The following is a 19,473-nucleotide window of genomic DNA, read 5'->3' on the forward strand; positions in this document are numbered from 1 at the left end:
GTGACGCCCTCCAAGCCCGTCGTTCCTCGCTTTCAACTGAAGCGCGCTCTCGACTGCAAGCTCGACTCGGCCGCGGCGACGCTCACAGATCCACCCGAACCGAGTCAATCGAGCGCAACACTGCCGCTGGGCGACCGCCGCTTTCGCACGCGCAGCAACGTCAGTGGGTACTTTGGCAAATGGACCCTGCAAGCACTGCGTACCACCTATGCGGTGCACTGACTTTTACCGGCGAGCTCAATGTGCCAGCGCTTCAGACCTGCGTTGGCGCCGTCGTGAGTCGTCACGATTCCCTGCGCGCAACATTTGAAGAAATATCGGGTGGCGAGATCGGACAAACCGTAAGCGAGTCAGCTGCGTTCCTCTTTGAATGCACTGACCTTCGTGAATACAGTGATGATGAGCAGCTCATGCGTCTTCAAGCGATAGTTGATCGCGCGACAAGAAAACCTTTCGATCTGCGAACCGGACCGCTGCTACGAACAGTTCTGATCCGGACCCGCGAGGATCAGCACCAGTTCGTGGTGGTCATGCACCATATCACCTCAGATGAATGGTCTATACAAATCATCTTGGATGAATTGCGCGCTTTCTACGATGCGAGAGTCACCGGCGCGATTCCTCAGTTAGAGGACCCCGAGATCCGATATGCGGATTACGCAGCCTGGCAGCGGCGCTGGGTGCAAAGTGCAGATTGCGATAAGCAGGTTTCATGGTGGCGCGACTATCTTCGCGATGAACAGTCCGTGTTGGAGCTCGTACCAGACCATCCCCGCAACGCCGACGGCAAGTACCAAGCCAGCACTTATCGCTTTGATATCGCCGCTGATCTGATCATTGCTCTTTCCGACATGACGCGAAGACGCGGTGGCACGTTGTTCGTCGCCCTGGCTACGGCTCTTCAAGCGGTCCTGTTTCGGTACACCGGTCAAGAAAGGTTCAACATCGGCATCCCGGTGAGCAATCGCACGCGGGATGAATTGAGCCGAGTGGTTGGGCTTTTCGTGAATACGGTGGTACTGCGCTCTCGGCTTTGCAACCGCATGTCCCTAAATGAACTGTGGACGTGCACTCGCGATTCACTATTCGATATTCAAGCGCGTCAGGAAGTACCTTTCGAAAAACTCGTCGAGCTTACAGATTCGGTTCGTCGTTTAGACAGACAGCCACTGTTTCAAGTGATGTTCAACCATCTAAAACGAAAACAGCCAGCCAAGCAATCTTGGCGAGGCGTTACGGTTGAACGATTACTCATAGACGAGCCTGACGCGCAGATCGAACTGGGCCTTCAAACAATCGAGTCGCACGACGGCAAGGTTGAAGCGTGCATCACATTTGCGAAAGAGCTATTCGAGCCAAGCACCATTGCTCGTTTGGCCAGCCACTATCTGACCATGCTGCGAGCGCTGTCTGAAGACCCTGACCAAGCAATCGCAGATGTCGAGATGCTCGATCACTCAGAGATTCTGCACCTCAATTCTTGCGGTCAAGGGGAAACTACCAGCGCTGCGCCTTCAGCTGTGCACAAAGTGTTCGAAGCGATAACGCTTAAGCAACCCCACAGCGTTGCCCTGCTGCTCAACGGCGAGTCGATGACTTACGACGCTCTGAACGCAAGGGCCAATCGCCTGGCGCACTTGTTGATCCAAAGAGGGGTGGGGCCGGACACTCTGGTCGGCATCGCGCTCGACCGATCTTTCGATATGGTCGTAAGCTTGCTTGCCGTTCTGAAAGCTGGGGGCGCCTATGTCCCACTTGATCCCAAGTACCCGAAAGAACGCTTGGCGCACATGATCCAGGACAGTGGCCTCAATGTACTGATCTCTCGGGTGAATTGTTCTTTTCTGCCTGATACCCAGGCGAAGCCGCAATGCATAGCTATCGACGATATTCAGTTGTCCGGTTGCAAAGATAGTGACCCCGTCGTCGAAGGACATCTCGAACAACTGGCTTATGTCATCTATACCTCGGGGTCGACCGGACGTCCGAAGGGCGTTGGGGTATCCCACGGTTGCCTGATTCGACATGCAAAAACGATGTCTGATGTATTCGGACTTTCTGCGTGCGATCGCGTTCTTCAGTTTTCGACGCTTAACTTCGATGGGTGCATCGAGCAAATATTTCCGACGTTGATCAGCGGTGCTGCTTTGGTACTACGTGGTAATGACCTTTGGGACAGCCTTACCTTTCATCGTTGCCTGCTGCGCGATCAAATCACGGTCGTCGACATCACTACGGCTTATTGGATGGTCCTGGTTCAGGACTTCGTTCGTTTCCGTGTGAGTTGCCATGGCGCTTTGAGGCAACTTCATATCGGAGGCGAAGCAATGCCCCCAGAAGGACTCAAGGCGTGGCTGAAGGCTGGTCTTGGCCACGTCAGATTGCTAAATACGTATGGTCCGACTGAGGCGACCGTAACCGCATCAGTCCTTGATTGCAAACCGTACGTGGACGGGCATATCGACCTGCCGCTCAATATGCCGATCGGGCGCCCTCTGGCAGGTCGGCAGCTACTTGTGCTTGATCAGAATCTGGTTCAAACGCCTGTCGGGGTTCCTGGGGAACTCTTCATCGGCGGAGAGCTTCTGGCGCGTGGATACCTTGGACGCCGGGCACTTACCGCAGAAAGGTTTGTCGCCGATCCGTACGGCACCCCGGGCAGCCGGCTCTACCGATCCGGCGATCTGGTTCGCTGGGATGCAAATCTCCGTTTGGAGTATCTCGGCCGTGTAGATCACCAGGTAAAGATCCGTGGATTTCGGGTTGAGCTTGGAGAGATTGAAGCTCAGTTGCTGGCCTTCTCAGGTGTCAGGGAAGCGATCGTGGTGGTGAAACGCGAGCCGGCTGGTGCACGTCTGATCGGCTACGTTTCTACCCAAGCCGACGCAGCAGTCGTCGGCGACGACTTGCGTCGTTGGTTGGAGTCCAGGTTGCCCGACTACATGGTGCCAAGTGCAATCCTGGTACTGCGAGCTTTGCCCTTAAATGCCAATGGCAAAGTGGACCGCCACGCACTGCCGGAGGTTGTCCCAGAGCAATCAGAAGAATACGAGATGCCTCTCGGCGACATGGAAACGGCGTTGGCTGATTTGTGGGGCGAAATACTGCGGGTTGCAAGCGTAAGTCGAAACGATAACTTCTTCGCCATGGGAGGAAACTCGATAGCTGCGTTGAGATTGACAGCCCGTATCAAGGCAGACATGCATGTGGAACTGCCGCTGCGTGATGTATTTCAGAACTCGTCTTTGCGATCGCTTGCGTTACACGTCGCCAAGTTGCATAGCCAACCCGCCGAGATGTTGACCGGGCCGACCACGCGCATCGGACGCCAGTCTTCGCAACCCGTCTCTCCAATGCAGCATCGGCTTTGGCTGACTGAGCGTATTGGAAGAGGCTCGGCGTCGCAGGGGCCCGCAGCGTACAACATGGCATTGGCTTTAAGGCTGAACGGCGCTTTGAACTCAGACGCACTCAAGATGGCAATCGAAGCCGTCGTATTGCGGCATGAGGTACTTCGGACGGTATATCCGGAGGACGACAGCGGGAATCCGGTCGTTGTTATTCAGGCGGCACAGCCACTGGAGGTGCCGATAGACGTCATTCCGAATGACGCTATGGAAGCAACGGCAAAGGTCGCACAGTTGATAAAACAAACAGCGGACCTGCCTTTCGATCTTGAGAACGGTCCGCTGCTGCGCGCTCGGTTGATAAGGTTAAGCAGCAAGAGCCACCTGCTCGTGCTTGCGGTACATCACATCGCTTTCGATGGGTGGTCCGAGTCCGTCTTCTTTCGTGACCTTGCCGAGTATTACGAAGCGCTGTGCTTGGACCGTAGCGTGGATCTTCCAGCGCTGAACGTCCAATATGCTGACTATGCGGTCTGGCACAGGAAACATCTTCACGCCACTTTGCTCGAAGCCGCGGCGTTCTGGCAAAAATATCTGTCAGACGCCCCTGCGGTGTCCACACTCAAGCTGGATTTCCCGCGGCGTCCAGGCGTAACCACTCAGGGCGATGCCGTCACCGTTGTCATACCTGGCAGCACCAGCGACGCAGTCCGCAAAGTCGCTCGCACGAATCGAACATCAGTCTTCCTCATTCTGCTTGCAGTCTTCCTTGCCCAAATGCACCGGCTCAGCGAAAAGGACGACTTGGTAGTTGGCACTGATGTTGCAGGACGCGATCAGCCCGATCTCGAGGATCTGATTGGCTTCTTCGTGAACGTTGTTCCGATCCGGTCGCGCTGGATGAACGGGGCGAACTTCTGCCAATGGCTCGAACAAACACAGGCGATGTTTCTGCAAGCCCTTGAGCATGCCTACGTTCCGTTCGACCAGATTATTGGACATGTCAAAGCGCCACGTGGTCGCGGGCACAGTCCCCTGGTCCAGCTTCTGTTTGTCATGCAAAACGTTCCGCGAAGCAACATCACGATGACTGGCTTGGAAGTCGAAGTCGTTCCGGCTGTCACACGAACATCAAAGTTCGACCTTGCGGTGTTCGTTAGTGATGATCCGAAGGGCCTGCAAGCAGAGTGGGTCTATTCAAGCGCGCTGTACCGCCGTGAAACGATCGAAAGCTTATCGGCCGCCTGGTGCGAAGCTTTGCACCGTGCGGTGGCTGTCCCGAATGGCTCGATGGACAGTCTGTTTCCTTCCCCCCTTAAGGAGTCCTTGATGACGGTCCCACCGCTATCTCATTCTGCAAAGCTCGACAAGCTCAAGAATCTTGTGCGCAAGGATGTAGCCGCCCCATCGAAGGTTTTGGCTTCGGTCCGAACCTCGTTCCTGTCATCCGGAAAGGAGTTTCCGTTGGTCATTCAGCCAGCCAGCATGGATCTGGATGCCGTCGCGTGGGCAGAAGGTAACAGGGAGTTCATCGAAACGTCTCTTCGAAAGCACGCATGCCTCTTGTTCCGCGGATTTGGCCTGGACACGCCACAGGATTTCGAGGCGTTTGCCGAGGCGATGCAACCGGGCCTTTACGGCGGATACGGAGACCTGCCGAAGAAGCAGGGCGGGCGCAACACCTATCGCTCGACTCCTTACCCAGAACGGCAAATGATCCTGTATCACAACGAAAGCGCGCATCTGGATCGTTGGCCCAGGAAGCAGTGGTTCTTTTGCGAGCTGCCGTCCAAGGTCGGAGGTGCAACGCCCATCGTCGATTGCCGCGAGATGCTTCGCCGGCTGCCGGCCGGGATCGTCGCGGACTTTGAGCAGAAGGGCATTCTTTACGTGCGCACCTTCGTACCGCGTCTGGATGTCAGCTGGCAGGATTTCTTCAAGACAGAGAGCCGGGACGAGGTGGAAGCCCGATTGGCAGGTGCAGGCATCGAGTGGCGATGGCTTGATGAAAACACCTTGCAGACCCGCACGCGCTGCCCCGCGGTGATTTCGCACCCGCTGACTGGCGAGCGTGTGTTCTTCAACCAAGTCCAACTGCACCACGTCAGTTGCCTCGAAGCCGACGTCCGTGATGACCTGCTGGCACTGGTCGGCGCTGAGCGCATGACCCGACAGGCCTTTTATGGGGACGGTTCGCCAATCAGCGACGCGACGATGCACATCGTAGGCCGCACCTACGAAGCGTGCGCCGTCCGCTTCGAGTGGCTGCCTGGCGACGTCGTGATGCTGGACAACATGCTTGCCGCACACGCTCGCGATCCCTATGAGGAACCGCGGAAGATCGTGGTCGCCATGGGTGACATGTTTGACAAGACGATGCTGGCCGATTTTTACCCGTCAACGTCTTCTGGAGAATAAGACATGTCGATTGAGATGAACGAGGCCAGCCGTTCGTGCGGGTTGAGTCCGGAACAGCGCGCTGCGATGGCGGCGTGGGGCGGCAGTGCGTCCGCACACCATGCCGTCCACGCAATCAGCGTGGTGATCGGCGATGAAGTCACGCTGGCGCAGCTTGAAGTGGCTCTCCGCATCGCGCTGCGCGAGCACACCATCTTGCGCTTCTGCATTCGGCATATTCCCGGGTTTCGCAGTTTGCGGCTGGTGGAAGCGGATCAGGAGCGGCAGGTGAAGATACTGCGGCTTGAAGGCGAGGCCGACGTCGCTGATTTCTTGCGTGCCCCCCTCGAGCTGCAAAGGGGAGAATTGCTGCGCGTGGCGGTGGTTGATGACTCGGACCACTCGAAAAAGCTGGTGGTCGCAATGAGCGCTATCGCGGCGGATCGCGGAAGTCTTACCACTTTCGTTGACAGCGTGGCTGCTGCTTTGAAAAATGACAGCCCCACCGAAGACACCTTTCAATACCAGCAGTACATGGAATGGCGGCAGGAGTTGGACGCCGACGCATCGGGGTCTGTGGCACCTGCTTATTGGACTGGGTATCTGCAGGACAAGCAGTCATGGGCTCGACCCAAGCTTGTATATCGCGCCGCCGGCGACCACGTCCCGTCTCTCAGGCGCATCCGCGTCAGCCGTAATGTCGATCGGGCGATAGTGCTACCGCTGGCCAAAGCTGCAGCGTCAGGGGCACTGTCCGCTGAAATCCATCTCCAGACCGTATGGTGGTTGCTGTTGGCAAGACTTTGCGGTTTCCAAGCCTTCGCAGGCGGGTGGCAGCACGATTGCAGGGCAGACTACGAGATCATGCGCGGCGCTGTCGGCGTTTTCGACAAGGTGCTGCCGGTAGTGGTGAACGGACGTGGCGATGAGCCGTTCTCGTTGTGGCTGAGTCGTATGGCGAGTCGGGCGCACGCGCACATCGACGCGCAAGAGCAATGCCCCATTGAGTCGCTGAGCGAAGGTCATCATCTTGCCGTGGGATTTGCCTGCGATCTTCCTCGGTCAGCGAATGTGCCGGGATGGAAAGTCGAACAGCTTTCGGGCCCGATGCCTTTTCGAGCTAGCGCTGTGCATTGGGTCCGAACCAGGCAAGTTGACTATGGCGCTTCATGCGAGTCCCTTGCTCTATTCGCGCCAGTCACTGGAAGTGTTGCTTGCGCAGTACGAATCGCTGCTGAAAGAGGTCCTTCAGCATCCGGACAGCGCGGTGTCCGAGTTGTCGCTCACCGGCACCGGACGTGCGCTGGATCAGCTTTCAGGTTGGAACGCGCCCACTGTCGACTTTGGAAACGAGACGGTCGGTCAGCACATTGAGGCCTGGAGCCGACGTAGCCCCGATGCGGTCGCACTGGTGACCGGACTGCGCCGAGTGAGTTACCTGGAGCTGGATAGGCAAGCAAACCGGCTGGCGCACTGGTTGCAATCAAAAGGTGTCACTGCGGGCGCGTTGGTCGCAGTAGAACTCCCCCGAAGTACAGATCTGATAGTAGCGATCCTTGCCGCCTGGAAGGTCGGCGCAGCCTATTTGCCTTTGGAGCCAGACTGGCCCGAAAAGAGAAAGAACGCGCTGCTGGCTGACGCCCAACCGGCCCTGATATTGCATGCTGACCAAACGGTCTCAGAAAGCGTGCGGGCCGGCATCAACATTCTGACGACCCCCCTTAATGACTTTCCGGTAAGTCCAATCGGCTACACGCCCCGCCTTAGCGATCCTGCCTATGTCTTGTACACGTCGGGCTCGACAGGGCAGCCCAAGGGGGTATTGATCGGTCATGGACAGTTGTTGAATTATGTTGCGGCAGCCTCGGCGGCGATGCGGCTCGGTGAAGTCCGTCGTTGGGGACTATGCAGTTCCGTCGTTGCCGACCTGGGAAACACGGCCTTGTTCGGTGCCCTGTTCAATGGAGCGTCCTTACACATTGCCGACCAGGGAGAGGCCAAAAACGCGGCTGCATTCGCACGATTCATGGGTCAGCACGACATCGACGGGCTCAAAATCGCACCGTCTCATCTCAGCGCGTTGCTCGAGCACGATGCGCCAAGACTTCCACGCACGCTGATCCTGGGTGGTGAGTTTGCCCCGCGCTCGCTGATCGAACGCATTCTGCAGCTAGCACCTGCAACCTCGATCTTCAATCACTACGGCCCGACAGAAACGACGATTGGCGTAATGATCCATGAGGTTGACCCGACGGACCGGCTCGGCGACACCCTACCGTTGTCGACAGTTCTGGCTAACGTCAGCGTCTATGTCCTGGACGAAAAAATGCGGCCTGTCGCACCAGGGGAACGGGGCCACCTCTATGTCTCTGGCGCGCAACTCTGCGATGGCTACCTGAACACACGTGCAGGCGATGCTTTTGTCACCGATCCATGGGACGCCGAAACAAGGCTCTATCGCACGGGTGACGTAGCTGCGGTGCTGCCGTGGGGAGGCCTGGAGCTTGTTGGCCGTGCCGATCAACAAGTCAAGATCCGAGGTTTCCGCGTCGAGCTTGGCGAGGTCGAGTCCACCCTGTTGACCATCAACGGCGTCAGGCAAGGTGCAGTCGTTCCCCTCCGAAGCGGGTCGGACGTCGAACTGATCGCATATGTCGTCAATGGTCAGAAAGGGCTGGACGCTGAGAAAGCCCTGCGCCAGGCATTGTCGGCCGCCCTGCCGCAGCACATGCTGCCATCCAGGGTCATGTTACTGACCGAACTCCCTCGCTTGCCCAATGGAAAGATCGACCGGGTGGGTCTCGCCGACATGGCGGCATCGACCGATGGGTGCCCAGGCGATGCTGACTACCAGTCGCCGCTCGAAAAGTTCATCGCCATGGCGATGGCAGACTTGCTGGGACGGGAGCGCGTCGGACCCGATCAGGATTTCTTTGAGCTGGGCGGACATTCGCTTCTCGTCATTCGATTGGTCGCGCGCATCCGGAAGCATCTACAGGCAGAAGTCGACCCAGGTCTTGTCTTCGATCATGCCAGTGCGCGGGCACTGGCAGCGGTTTTGCCTGGTCATGCTCAGCCCAACCCATTCGAATCCACGGAGGTCCGGAATGAATCCCAGTAACCACAACAACGAGCCCGGCTTTGGCATTTCCCTGCTCACTCAGCGCACTCCGACGGGTTCGGTCCAAGGTAATGTGCCAGTTACGCAGTCTGGCTCGCAACAGCAACTATGGTTTCTGCAGCGACTCGATCCGGCACTCACTGCCTACAATCTGCCGAGCGCCTTCAGGTTGGCCGGTGCGCTGAGCGTGACGGCCCTGTCGCGAGCGCTCCAGGCGGTCGTCGAGAAACACGGAATACTGCGGACCCGCTTCTACGAAAGCGATGGCGTGCCCATGCAATGCACCTTGCCAACGTCGGCGCCTGTGCTGGAATTCGTCGATCTTTCGTTGCATCACCCATCTGCCCGGCAGTCGCTTCTGGAAACGAATGTCGCAGGCATTACTGATCATCAATTCGACCTGACTTCCGGTGTGCCGCTGGTGGCGCGATTGGTTCGCATGGATGCCGAAGTTCACATACTTGCCGTGTGCATGCACCACATCGTCTCGGACGGTTGGTCGAATCAGATATTGATTCGGGATCTCGCTCGCGCGTACCAGTTAGCGTGCCCGCACCAGGAAGAAGTGCAGCTCGATCCATTGCCGCTGCAGTTCACGGACTTTGCTGTATGGCAAAGGAATCAGATCGACAGTGGTGCGTTCGCGAAGGACATCGATTATTGGAACAACTATCTTGGAAAAGACGTCCCTCCTTTGGAGCTGCCGCTGGATTTCAAGAGACCTGACGCACAGACATTTTCAGGGAGTGCTGTCGAGTTCGACTTGGGGCCTGTCGTCGCGGAGCAACTGAACTTACTGTGCCGGCAAGAGAAGTGCACGCCATTCGTCGCGCTGTTTGCCGCATGGCAGTTGGTCCTGTCGCGTGTCAGCGGACAGCCGGATTTTGCCGTGGGCGTGCCTACGTCAGGTCGCACGCATCCTGAGGTTCAGGACCTGATCGGGTTTTTTGTCACCACTCAGGCGTTCATGAGCCGGGCAGCTTCGAGTTCGACAGTGCGGGACCTGTGCCGAGCTGTCCGCTCGGATGCCATTGCAGCACTCCGCCATGCCGATGCGCCAATTGATCTCATCATGGCCGCCCGGCCAGAACGCCGCGAGCTGAATCGCAGTCCGATTTTTCAGGTTTTGTTCGGTCTTCAGGTGGCGAATTCGTCGCAGCGTCTTTCCCTGGACGGATTGCAGGTCGAACCCATCAGATTCAAGCAAGACGGCGCCAAGTATGAACTGGCGCTGGAAATGACCGTCGTCGACACGACCGTGCGAGGACGACTGGAGTTCAATACGGATTTGTTCACCGAGGCAACGGCGCGGCGGCTTTCCGGGTACTACCTCAGCGTCCTCAAGGGCATGACCGCAGGCGGCGACTGCCTGCTTGCGGCTATCGACATGCTGGACGACACCGATACAGCGGAGTTGCGTGCGTGGAGTGAGAACCCGCAAGACTATGGCGAGATGGTAGCCGTGCATCGCCTCTTTGAGTCATGCGCGAAACGTAGGCCGCATTCCATCGCAGTTGTCTTCGAAAGGGAGGCATTGACCTACCGGGAACTCGATGCTCGCAGCAATCGTTTGGCGAACCGCTTGCTCTGCATGGGGGTAGGGGCGGACGCCAAGATTGGTGTGGTTATGAATCGCTCGGTGGACATGGTTGCAGCGCTGTTGGCCATACTCAAAGCGGGTGCCGCCTATGTGCCGCTCGATCCGGACTACCCGCGCGATCGGCTCGCGTTCATGGTGGCGGATAGCGGAGTCAAGCTGCTGCTGACTCAAAGCGTCATCCGCGATCGAACCTGGATGGGCGATGGGGTGCACGTCGTCGATGTGGATCTCGTGTCTCTGGACGACGTGTCGGATTCCAACCCCACAGTGGACGTTCACTCGAAGAGCCTTGCTTACGTGATCTATACGTCTGGGTCCACCGGCAGGCCCAAGGGCGTTGGTAATAGCCATGGGGCGTTGTTCAACCGGCTCGCATGGATGCAGCAGGCGTACCGACTCGATGAGTCGGACACGATCATCCAGAAGACGCCCTACAGTTTTGATGTGTCAGTGTGGGAGTTCTTCTGGCCGTTGATGATAGGGGCAAGATTGCTGGTTGCCGGACCCGGCGATCATCGCGATCCTGCTCGGCTGGTCGATCTCATAATTCGGGAGCAGGTAACGACAATACATTTCGTGCCCTCGATGCTCCAGGCTTTCCTTGAATTTCCGGGCGCGCAGACGTGCACAAGTATCCGACGTATCGTCTGCAGCGGCGAGGCGCTCCCCGCGGAGTCACAGCTCAAGGTCTGGAAGCTGTTGCCCCGCGCGACCCTGTACAACCTCTACGGACCGACCGAGGCGGCCATTGATGTCACGCACTGGACCTGCGTCAATGAGCAACGCAATCACGTACCGATTGGCAGCCCGATCGGCAACGTTACGACGCACGTGCTGGACAACACGATGCGCCGTGTCCCTTGCGGCGTCGCTGGCGAACTCTATCTGGGCGGTGTCGGCCTGGCCCGCGGCTACGAAGGCAGGCAGGGTCTCACCGCTGAACGGTTTGTTGCGGACCCGACCGCAAACGAAGGCGGGCGGTTGTACCGCACGGGCGACCTGGCGCGTTGGAACGCCGAGGGGCACCTTGAATACCTCGGGCGGCTCGATCATCAAGTGAAGATCCGGGGTTTTCGTATCGAGCTTGGGGAGCTCGAAGCCATACTTCTGGCGCAGCCGGAAGTGCGCGAGGCGGTGGTGGTTGCAAGACGCGATCAGGAGGAGCGGCGACTTGTGGGGTACGTTTCGTTGGCACCCGACCATAGTGTTGACGCAATCGCACTGAAGCAGCGATTGGTGGCGTCCCTGCCGGACCATATGGTGCCAAGTGCCATTGTTCTCCTCGACAAGCTGCCTTTGAACAGCAATGGCAAGGTCGACCGTAACGCTTTGCCCGAGCCTGAGTATGCGTCCGAAGATGCTTACGAGGCGCCAAATGGCGAAACCGAGCAGGCGTTGGCAAGAATGTGGGCAGATATGCTCGGCGTGGCGCGCGTCGGTCGCAAAGACAACTTCTTCCGCCTGGGCGGGCATTCGTTGCTGGCGCTGCGCCTGCTTGGGCAGATGCAGTCAAACGGCTATCACGCGAACGTTCGTGACTTGTTCGCGAACCCGGTGCTGAGCAATTTTGCAACGTCGATCCGAAGCGATCCGGCTAAGCCGCCGTCTGTTTCCCCAAACCCGATTCCCATGAATTGCTCGGCGATCACTCCGGAAATGTTGACGCTGGTGGATCTAGAGGCGCACCAGATTCGGGACATCGAAGCGAACGTGCCGGGGGGTGCAGCGAACATCCAGGACATCTACCCGTTAGTGCCGTTGCAAGAGGGGATCCTATTCCACCACCGCTTGCAGTTGCAGGGCGATGCGTATGTGACCCCTCGGCTGCTGGCGTTCGACAGCAAGGATCGGCTGGAGCGGTTTATCGCCAGCTTCAATAAAGTGATCCAGCGCCATGACATCCTTCGAACGGCCGTGCGATGGGAAGGCTTGCCTGAACCCGTTCAGGTCGTTTATCGGAAAGCCGAACTGCAGATGGAATGGCTGCAAGCCGAAGGAGATGTCTCTGCGCGTCTCAATGCCATGGTGGACCCGCAATGTCATCGCCTGGACGTCAGGCACGCGCCGATGATCCGAGCGATTGCCGCTCGTGATGAAGTGGCGAATCGCTGGTTGTTGCAGCTTCCTAGCCACCATCTGGTAATGGACCACACGACGCTTGAACACATCGTCGACGAAATCCGAGTGATCGAAGAAGGTCGCGAATGCGAATTGAGTGATCCCGTAGGATTCCGTCAGTTTGTTGCTGACATCCGGAGTAACGCCGACAAGGCAGGTGACATCGCGTTTTTCGCGGAAATGCTGGGCGACGTTACCGAACCGACGATGCCGTTCGGCTGCAACGATGTACATGGAACCGGTGCAAGAACCGAAGTTGCGCGGCTTTCGCTAGATGTTGCTTTATGCGAAACCCTAAGACAACAGGCCAAAAGGCACGGGGTGACTGCGGCTGCAGTCTTCCACCTTGCATGGGGCATCGTGCTGTCACGGACGGCAGGCACTGACGACCCCGTATTTGGAACTGTTCTTTTCGGCCGCATGCAAGAAAGTTCTGGAGCCAGCCAGGCACTGGGCCTGTTCATCAATACGCTGCCCATCCGGATACAGGCTCACGCCCAAGACGTCGTGCAGAGTCTGCTGAACACGCAAGGATGTCTTAACGGCCTTATGCGGCATGAACATGCCAGCCTTGCACTGGCTCAGCGATGCAGTGGGGTTTCTGGCGCCGTACCGCTGTTCAGCAGCTTGCTCAATTATCGACATATCCGATCCTCCGAGCGTGATGGGCACGCTGTTAGGTGGGAGGGCATTGAACTGCTCGCGAGTCATGAACGCAGCAACTATCCGATCAGCATGTCGATTGACGATTCGGGCCTAGGCTTCGATCTGGTCGCCCATGCTGATGTTTCGGTAGGGGCGAGCCGTCTGTGCGGATTTCTTCAAACTGCGCTGGAGGGCCTGGCCGAGGCGCTGAGCGACGGCCAAAGCCACCCAATGCGTCACCTGTCGATACTGAATGAGCAAGAAAGGCATCAACTCCGGGGTTGGATGTCGAACCCAGCAAATGATGAGTCTGCAATGCCGGTCCATCTGGCATTCCAGCGTCAGGCACGTGCGCGTCCAGCGGCAACTGCTTTGATTTTCAACTCACGTAGCGTCAGCTATGGAGCGTTGAACGGCACTGCCAATGTGTTGGCCCACCGCCTGATCAAATGGGGGGTCCGGCATGAAGTACGAGTCGGCGTTTTCATGGACCGGTCCATTGAAATGATCGTCGCCTTGCTGGCCATCCTGAAAGCAGGGGGAACCTACGTACCTTTGGATCCCGATTACCCGACTGATCGGCTTTCTTACATGGTCGAAGATAGCGGTACCGTCCTGCTGCTGTCGCAGGCCCATCTGCGCGGCCGCTTGCCGGCAGTTGCCACTATCCCAGTGCATGATGTTGACCTGCAGGAGCTTGCACGGATGCACGAGGACGACCCTTCGATAGCCACCCATGGCGAGCATCTGGCGTACCTGATCTACACGTCTGGCTCCACGGGTCAGCCTAAGGGTGTCGCCGTGCGGCATCTAGGCCTGGCTATCTGCATGGAGTGGATGCAGGAAACCTACGTCTTGACGCAGTCGGATACGGTTTTGCATAAGGCGCCATTCAGTTTTGACGTATCCGTGTGGGAAATCTTCTGGCCCTTGAGTGTCGGCGCTCGCTTGGTCATTGCAGCGCCTGGCGACCAACGGGATCCCGTTCGAATCACGAAGCTCATCGTCGACCATGACGTGTCGGTGCTGAACTTCGTGCCATCGATGTTGCAGGCGTTTCTGGCTAATGAGTCCATCGAGATGGCAACGCGACTGCGTTACATCATCTGCGGCGGCGAAGCGATGCCGGCGGCTACCCGATCTGATGCCATCCGCAGGCTGCGAGGCGTGAGCCTGCAAAACCTCTATGGTCCGACAGAGACAACGATCCACGTCACCCAGTATTCGTGCCGTGACGACGGTGAATCGCTTGTGCCGATCGGTCGGCCCGTTTCCGGAACGCAGGTCTATGTACTTGACGCAAATATGGAGCTCGTACCCAGGGGCGTAGAGGGTGAGCTTTTCATCGGCGGCGCCTTGCTCGCTCGTGGCTACTTGAACCGCCAGGCGCTGAGTGCCGAAAGGTTCGTGGCGAATCCGCACGGCGAACTGGGCGACAGGCTTTATCGCACAGGCGATCTGGTCCGGTGGCGCGAGGATGGCGAACTGCAATACCTGGGGCGGCTGGACCACCAGGTCAAGATCAGAGGACTCAGGATCGAACTCGGTGAGGTCGAGGCAAGGTTGAACGCAGTGCAAGGGGTGAAAGCTGCAGTAGTGGTCGCCACAGATGCCCAACTTCTTGGCTACGTTACGGCGATGGCGGGTCACCATCTCGAAGTATCCAGCATTACCGCCCAATTGCGTCATGGCTTGCCGGATTACATGGTGCCAAGCTCGATAACGGTACTGGATGCCCTACCGCTGAATATCAATGGGAAGGTTGACAGGAAAGCTTTGCCATTGCCGTCGTTCGAAACTGGCCTGATTCGTGACGTTCCACATTCCGGCCTTGAACGCCAACTTGCGGATATCTGGGCTGCCGTGCTTGGCGTCACTCGTGTCGGGCGATTCGACAATTTCTTTGAGTTAGGCGGGCATTCATTATTGGCGTTGAATTTGCTGGATCGTATACGGGCTACTGGTCTGCAGGTCGAAGTTCGTACCTTATTCGAACATCCAATCCTCGCTGATTTTGCAAGTGCAGCATCCAGATCTTCCTTGGAAGAGAAGGTGAAGGTACCGCGGAACCTAATACCGGCGGGATGCACCGCGATAACCAAAGACATGCTGACGCTTATTGAGCTAGAGGACTCGCAGATTGCATGCATCGAGGCAGCCGTCCCTGGCGGCGCAGCCAACATCCAAGACATCTATCCATTGGCCCCGCTACAGGAAGGAATCTTTTTTCATCATATGCTCCAGCGCCAAGGCGATGCGTATGTCACGCCAAGGCTGCTTAGTTTCGATACCAGACAACGCATCGAAAAGTTCATCACGGCATTCAACATGGTGATCCAGCGACACGACATCTTGCGGTCTGCAATTGTGTGGGAGGGCTTGATCGAGCCTGCACAGGTGGTTTACAGGCAGGCTGATCTGGGCATTGAATGGCTCGATGATCTTCGTGGCGACATCGCGTCAGCGCTCAGTGCCCGAGTTGACCCATCCTTCTACCGTATGGACGTTCAACGTGCACCGCTCGTGCGCGCGGTAGCTGCTCAAGATCCGAACAACGACCGCTGGCTTCTTCAACTGCCCAGTCACCATCTGATACTCGATCACACCACACTCGATCAGATCATCTCGGAGGTGGCATTGATCCAAGAGGGCCGCATCGCTGAGTTGACAGATCCAATCCCGTACCGCCAAGTCGTTGCGCACGCGCGCTTAGGCGTCAGCGAAGCAGAGCATCGAAAATACTTTACGGAGATTTTAGCCGACGTCGACGAGCCCACTGCGCCGTTTGGATTGACGAATGTTTACAGTGGTGGACTGGATTCGGACGAGGCAGAACTGCGGTTGGACTCCGGCCTGTCCAAGCAAGTCCGTCAACGCTCGCAGCAATACGGGGTAAGCGCGGCAGCCTTGTTCCATTTGGCGTGGGGGCTAGTGCTAGCCAAAACTTCTGCCAAAGGCGACGACGTCGTTTTCGGAACGGTGCTGTTTGGCCGAATGGCGAGCGGCGCTGGAGCGCAGCGGGCTGTCGGATTGTTCATCAATACCTTGCCTATTCGCATCCGCTTTCTTCACCGGAACGTGCTGCAAAGCTTGAAGGAAACGCAGGCTGCGCTGGCGCAACTGCTCAATCACGAACACGCTAGTTTGTCATTGGCGCAGCGATGCAGCCAAGTACCTGCGGATGCACCCCTTTTCACCGCGCTTTTTAATTATCGCTACAGCGTTGAAGGCAAGTCAGATGTCCCGCCGCCAGGTCTGCAAGGCATTCAGTCGCTCGGTGGGACAGAACGGTCTAACTACCCGGTCGACATGTCCGTCGATGACCTAGGAGAAGGATTCCGACTAGTAGCCCAGGTTCCCGAGTCGATCGGTGCAGCCAGACTATGCCGCTATCTTGCTACGGCGGTGGCCGACGTTGTTGACGCCCTGTCGGTCCAACCGCAGCGTGCAATCGCCGCTCTGTCGATACTTTCGGATGGAGAGGCTAAGCACCTTCTACGACGCGGCGACAAGCGCAAGCCTGCTCAGAACCATTTGCCTGTCCATCGACTGTTTGAAAAAGTCGCGATGGAGCAACCCGCGACGCTTGCTGTCCTTTGCGGAAATGAGAGCCTCTCTTACGATGCCATCAATCGGAGGGCCAACATTCTTGCACGGCATCTTGTCGCACGCGGCGTCACTTTGGAGTCGCGGGTAGGCCTTGCTTTGGAACGGTCTGCAGACATGGTCGTGGGCGTGTTGGCGGTGCTCAAGGCGGGAGGCGCCTACGTTCCCCTGGATCCCAACTACCCGCTAGATCGTCTAGTGCACATGCTCGCCGACAGTAGGGCAGACTTACTGCTGACTCAACGATCGCTAGCAAGTCAGCTACCGCGTCTGCCCTATGTAGGCCTCGTGGAACTCGATGACGTAGCGTGGGAATCTGACAGCATCCAGAACCTGGATGTCCAGGTAGACCTGCGCAATCTGGCTTATTTAATTTACACGTCAGGATCTACTGGAAAGCCTAAAGGAGTAGGTATATCGCACGGGAGCTTGGCCGAGCATGCTCGCGTCTCGGTGGGATTCTTTGCGCTGACACCTGCAGACAGGGTGCTGCAGTTCGCCACCTTGAATTTTGACGGTTGTATCGAGCAACTCTTTGCACCATTGATTATTGGTGCGAGCGTGGTAATTCGCGGTGCAGCAGTCTGGGACAGCGAGACTTTCTACAAAGAGTTGATTCGTCAGCAAATTTCAGTCGTGGATCTGACCACTGCCTATTGGATGCTTCTGGTTCAGGACTTCGCGCGTCGTGGCCTGACTGATTACGGAAGGCTGCGGCAGCTTCACGTTGGAGGCGAGGCGCTGCCACCTGATGGGCTTAACGCGTGGCGGTTAGCTAATCTTTCCCACGTAAAATTACTCAATACTTATGGGCCGACAGAAGCGACGGTCACAGCGTCGGTTCTTGATTGCAGTCCTTATGCAACCCAAATCAAGCCACTGCCGTCACGGATGTCCATTGGCCGAGCGCTAGAAGGTCGATCGCTGCAAGTCGTCGATCCAGCGCTTTCGCTAAGCCCTGTAGGGATCCCAGGCGAATTACTCATTGGAGGAGATCTGTTAGCGCGGGGCTACGTCAATCGCCCCGGCTTGACCGCAGAACGCTTTATTGCGGACGAGTTTGGCGAGCCCGGGACGAGGCGATACCGGACCGGTGACCTTGTTTGCTGGAATGCTGAAAGCGAATTGGATTACCTGGGTAGGATCGACGACCAAGTGAAGATCCGCGGTTTCCGGGTCGAGCCGGGAGAGATAGAGGCGGTAGTGCAGCAGGAGCGCAACGTCAGGCAGACTGTCGTTGTGCACAAGTCGCAAGCCAGCGGATCGCGTCTGATCGCTTATGTTGCGTTGGAGCGTGGAGAAGCAATAGATATCGACGAGCTGCGCAGGCGGATTGTCTTGCAGCTTCCCGACTACATGGTTCCGAGTCAATTCGTCATCGTCGATGAACTCCCTATGAGTCCGAACGGAAAAATCAACAAGAAGGCGCTGCCTGAACCGGTGCTGGAGATTCGGTCGACATATGAGGCACCGTTGGGCAACGAGGAGACAGCAGTGGCTGCAGTATGGGCCGACGTCCTTGGCCTGGCGCGCCTAGGGCGCCATGACAACTTCTTCGAGTTGGGTGGGCATTCGCTCCTGGCTCTGAGGGCATTTCAAAAGATCAGAGAAATTCTTCCTGAACAAGGATTCGAGCTCGCCAGTCTTTACGGCAATCCTACCGTTGCGACGTTCGTGGCAGCTAAGGAAAGAAAGCCGTCGATTCTTAAATTGAACCGATGCATGGCGGGCCGACCACCGCTGATCATTTTGCATGATGGATGGGGCAGCGTGCTGGACTCCGCTTCCTTGGCACAGTCCCTGGGGGGGACCTGCAGCGTCCTTGGCCTGCCTTACTCGCTGGCAGCTTGCTCGACGGAAGTGCTACCCGAGGGCATGGCCGGCCTTGCGCTTAGGCATTGCGAACATCTCCTCTCTCTTGATTACTCCAGCTATCGGCTCGCCGGCTGGTGCCTGGGCGGAGCACTCGCACCCTTGGTAGCGAAGGAGCTGGTCAATCGTGGGAAGAAAGTTGACCTTGTCCTTGCGATCGATCCATTTGTACCGCAACTAGCTCCACTTTCAGGCGCAGACTTTCAAACGCAGCTTCTTGATTTCTTGGCGATCTTGGTCCCTGTACAAACACACAAGGCCATGCTTAGGCAGTTCGACTTTGAGACGATGGTCAAGGGAGCGCATGATTCAAGCGATGTCGAACGAGTTATCGAGACCGTGCTTAGCAAGCTGAGTCAATCGGATCTGCATGAATACGGCAGCCTAACGCCGCCTGAGCTCTGCGACATGTTCCTCACTGCTCAATTTTTGGACGTCGCTTCCGCAACCGTTTGCGCGTCTCCTCTCATCAGTGAGCCGATGACTGTTTGGTGGTCAAGCAATCGTTCGCAGTTGGAGATTCGGCGTTTTTCTGATTGGGCTGCAAGGGGAGCAGTGCAGCACCGGCGCCTGCCAGAGAGCCATCTGGGGATCATTCGGGCGGCTACGTTGTTTGACGAGATAGGCGCGTTGATTCGTCGCCTGGACTGACGCGGAATTGACGTCGGGCCGGCTGTAACAGCTCGACGTCAATCATCCTCACGTCCTGCACGCCTATTTCCGGTTGCTCATGGCATGGAATTCAAGCGCTCGTGGATGAAGAACTG

At 57.4% G+C, this 19,473-nt stretch carries 5 protein-coding genes; all 5 read left to right on the top strand.

All coding sequences use genetic code 11. The features are described from left to right. From HD883_RS27795 to HD883_RS21920, 5 genes are read left to right on the top strand one after another with little or no spacing between them, the layout of a single operon-like run. On the top strand, positions 1–222 hold the full coding sequence (locus HD883_RS27795; RefSeq protein WP_257022678.1) for a hypothetical protein: 222 nt from the start codon (positions 1–3) through the stop codon (positions 220–222). Then, a complete protein-coding gene (locus tag HD883_RS21910) occupies positions 180–5,765 on the top strand; it encodes a non-ribosomal peptide synthetase (RefSeq protein ID WP_257022650.1) in 5,586 nt (1,861 codons plus the stop codon). The genes HD883_RS27795 and HD883_RS21910 overlap by 43 nt, the downstream gene beginning before the upstream one ends. A gap of 3 nt (positions 5,766–5,768) precedes the next feature. Then, positions 5,769–7,118 carry a condensation domain-containing protein gene (locus HD883_RS27800; RefSeq protein WP_257022590.1) on the top strand — a complete coding sequence of 450 codons (1,350 nt, stop codon included), beginning with the start codon at positions 5,769–5,771 and terminating at the stop codon, positions 7,116–7,118. After that, positions 7,012–8,865, top strand: coding sequence for a non-ribosomal peptide synthetase (locus tag HD883_RS21915; protein WP_373563466.1), 1,854 nt, complete (start codon positions 7,012–7,014; stop codon positions 8,863–8,865). The genes HD883_RS27800 and HD883_RS21915 overlap by 107 nt, the downstream gene beginning before the upstream one ends. Further along, entirely contained in the window at positions 8,852–19,357 is a 10,506-nt protein-coding gene (locus HD883_RS21920; protein ID WP_179589109.1) for a non-ribosomal peptide synthetase, read from the top strand. The genes HD883_RS21915 and HD883_RS21920 overlap by 14 nt, the downstream gene beginning before the upstream one ends. Positions 19,358–19,473: the final 116 nt, after the last annotated feature.

The sequence above is a fragment of the Pigmentiphaga litoralis genome (assembly GCF_013408655.1).
Classification (GTDB): Bacteria; Pseudomonadota; Gammaproteobacteria; order Burkholderiales; family Burkholderiaceae_B; genus Pigmentiphaga; species Pigmentiphaga litoralis_A.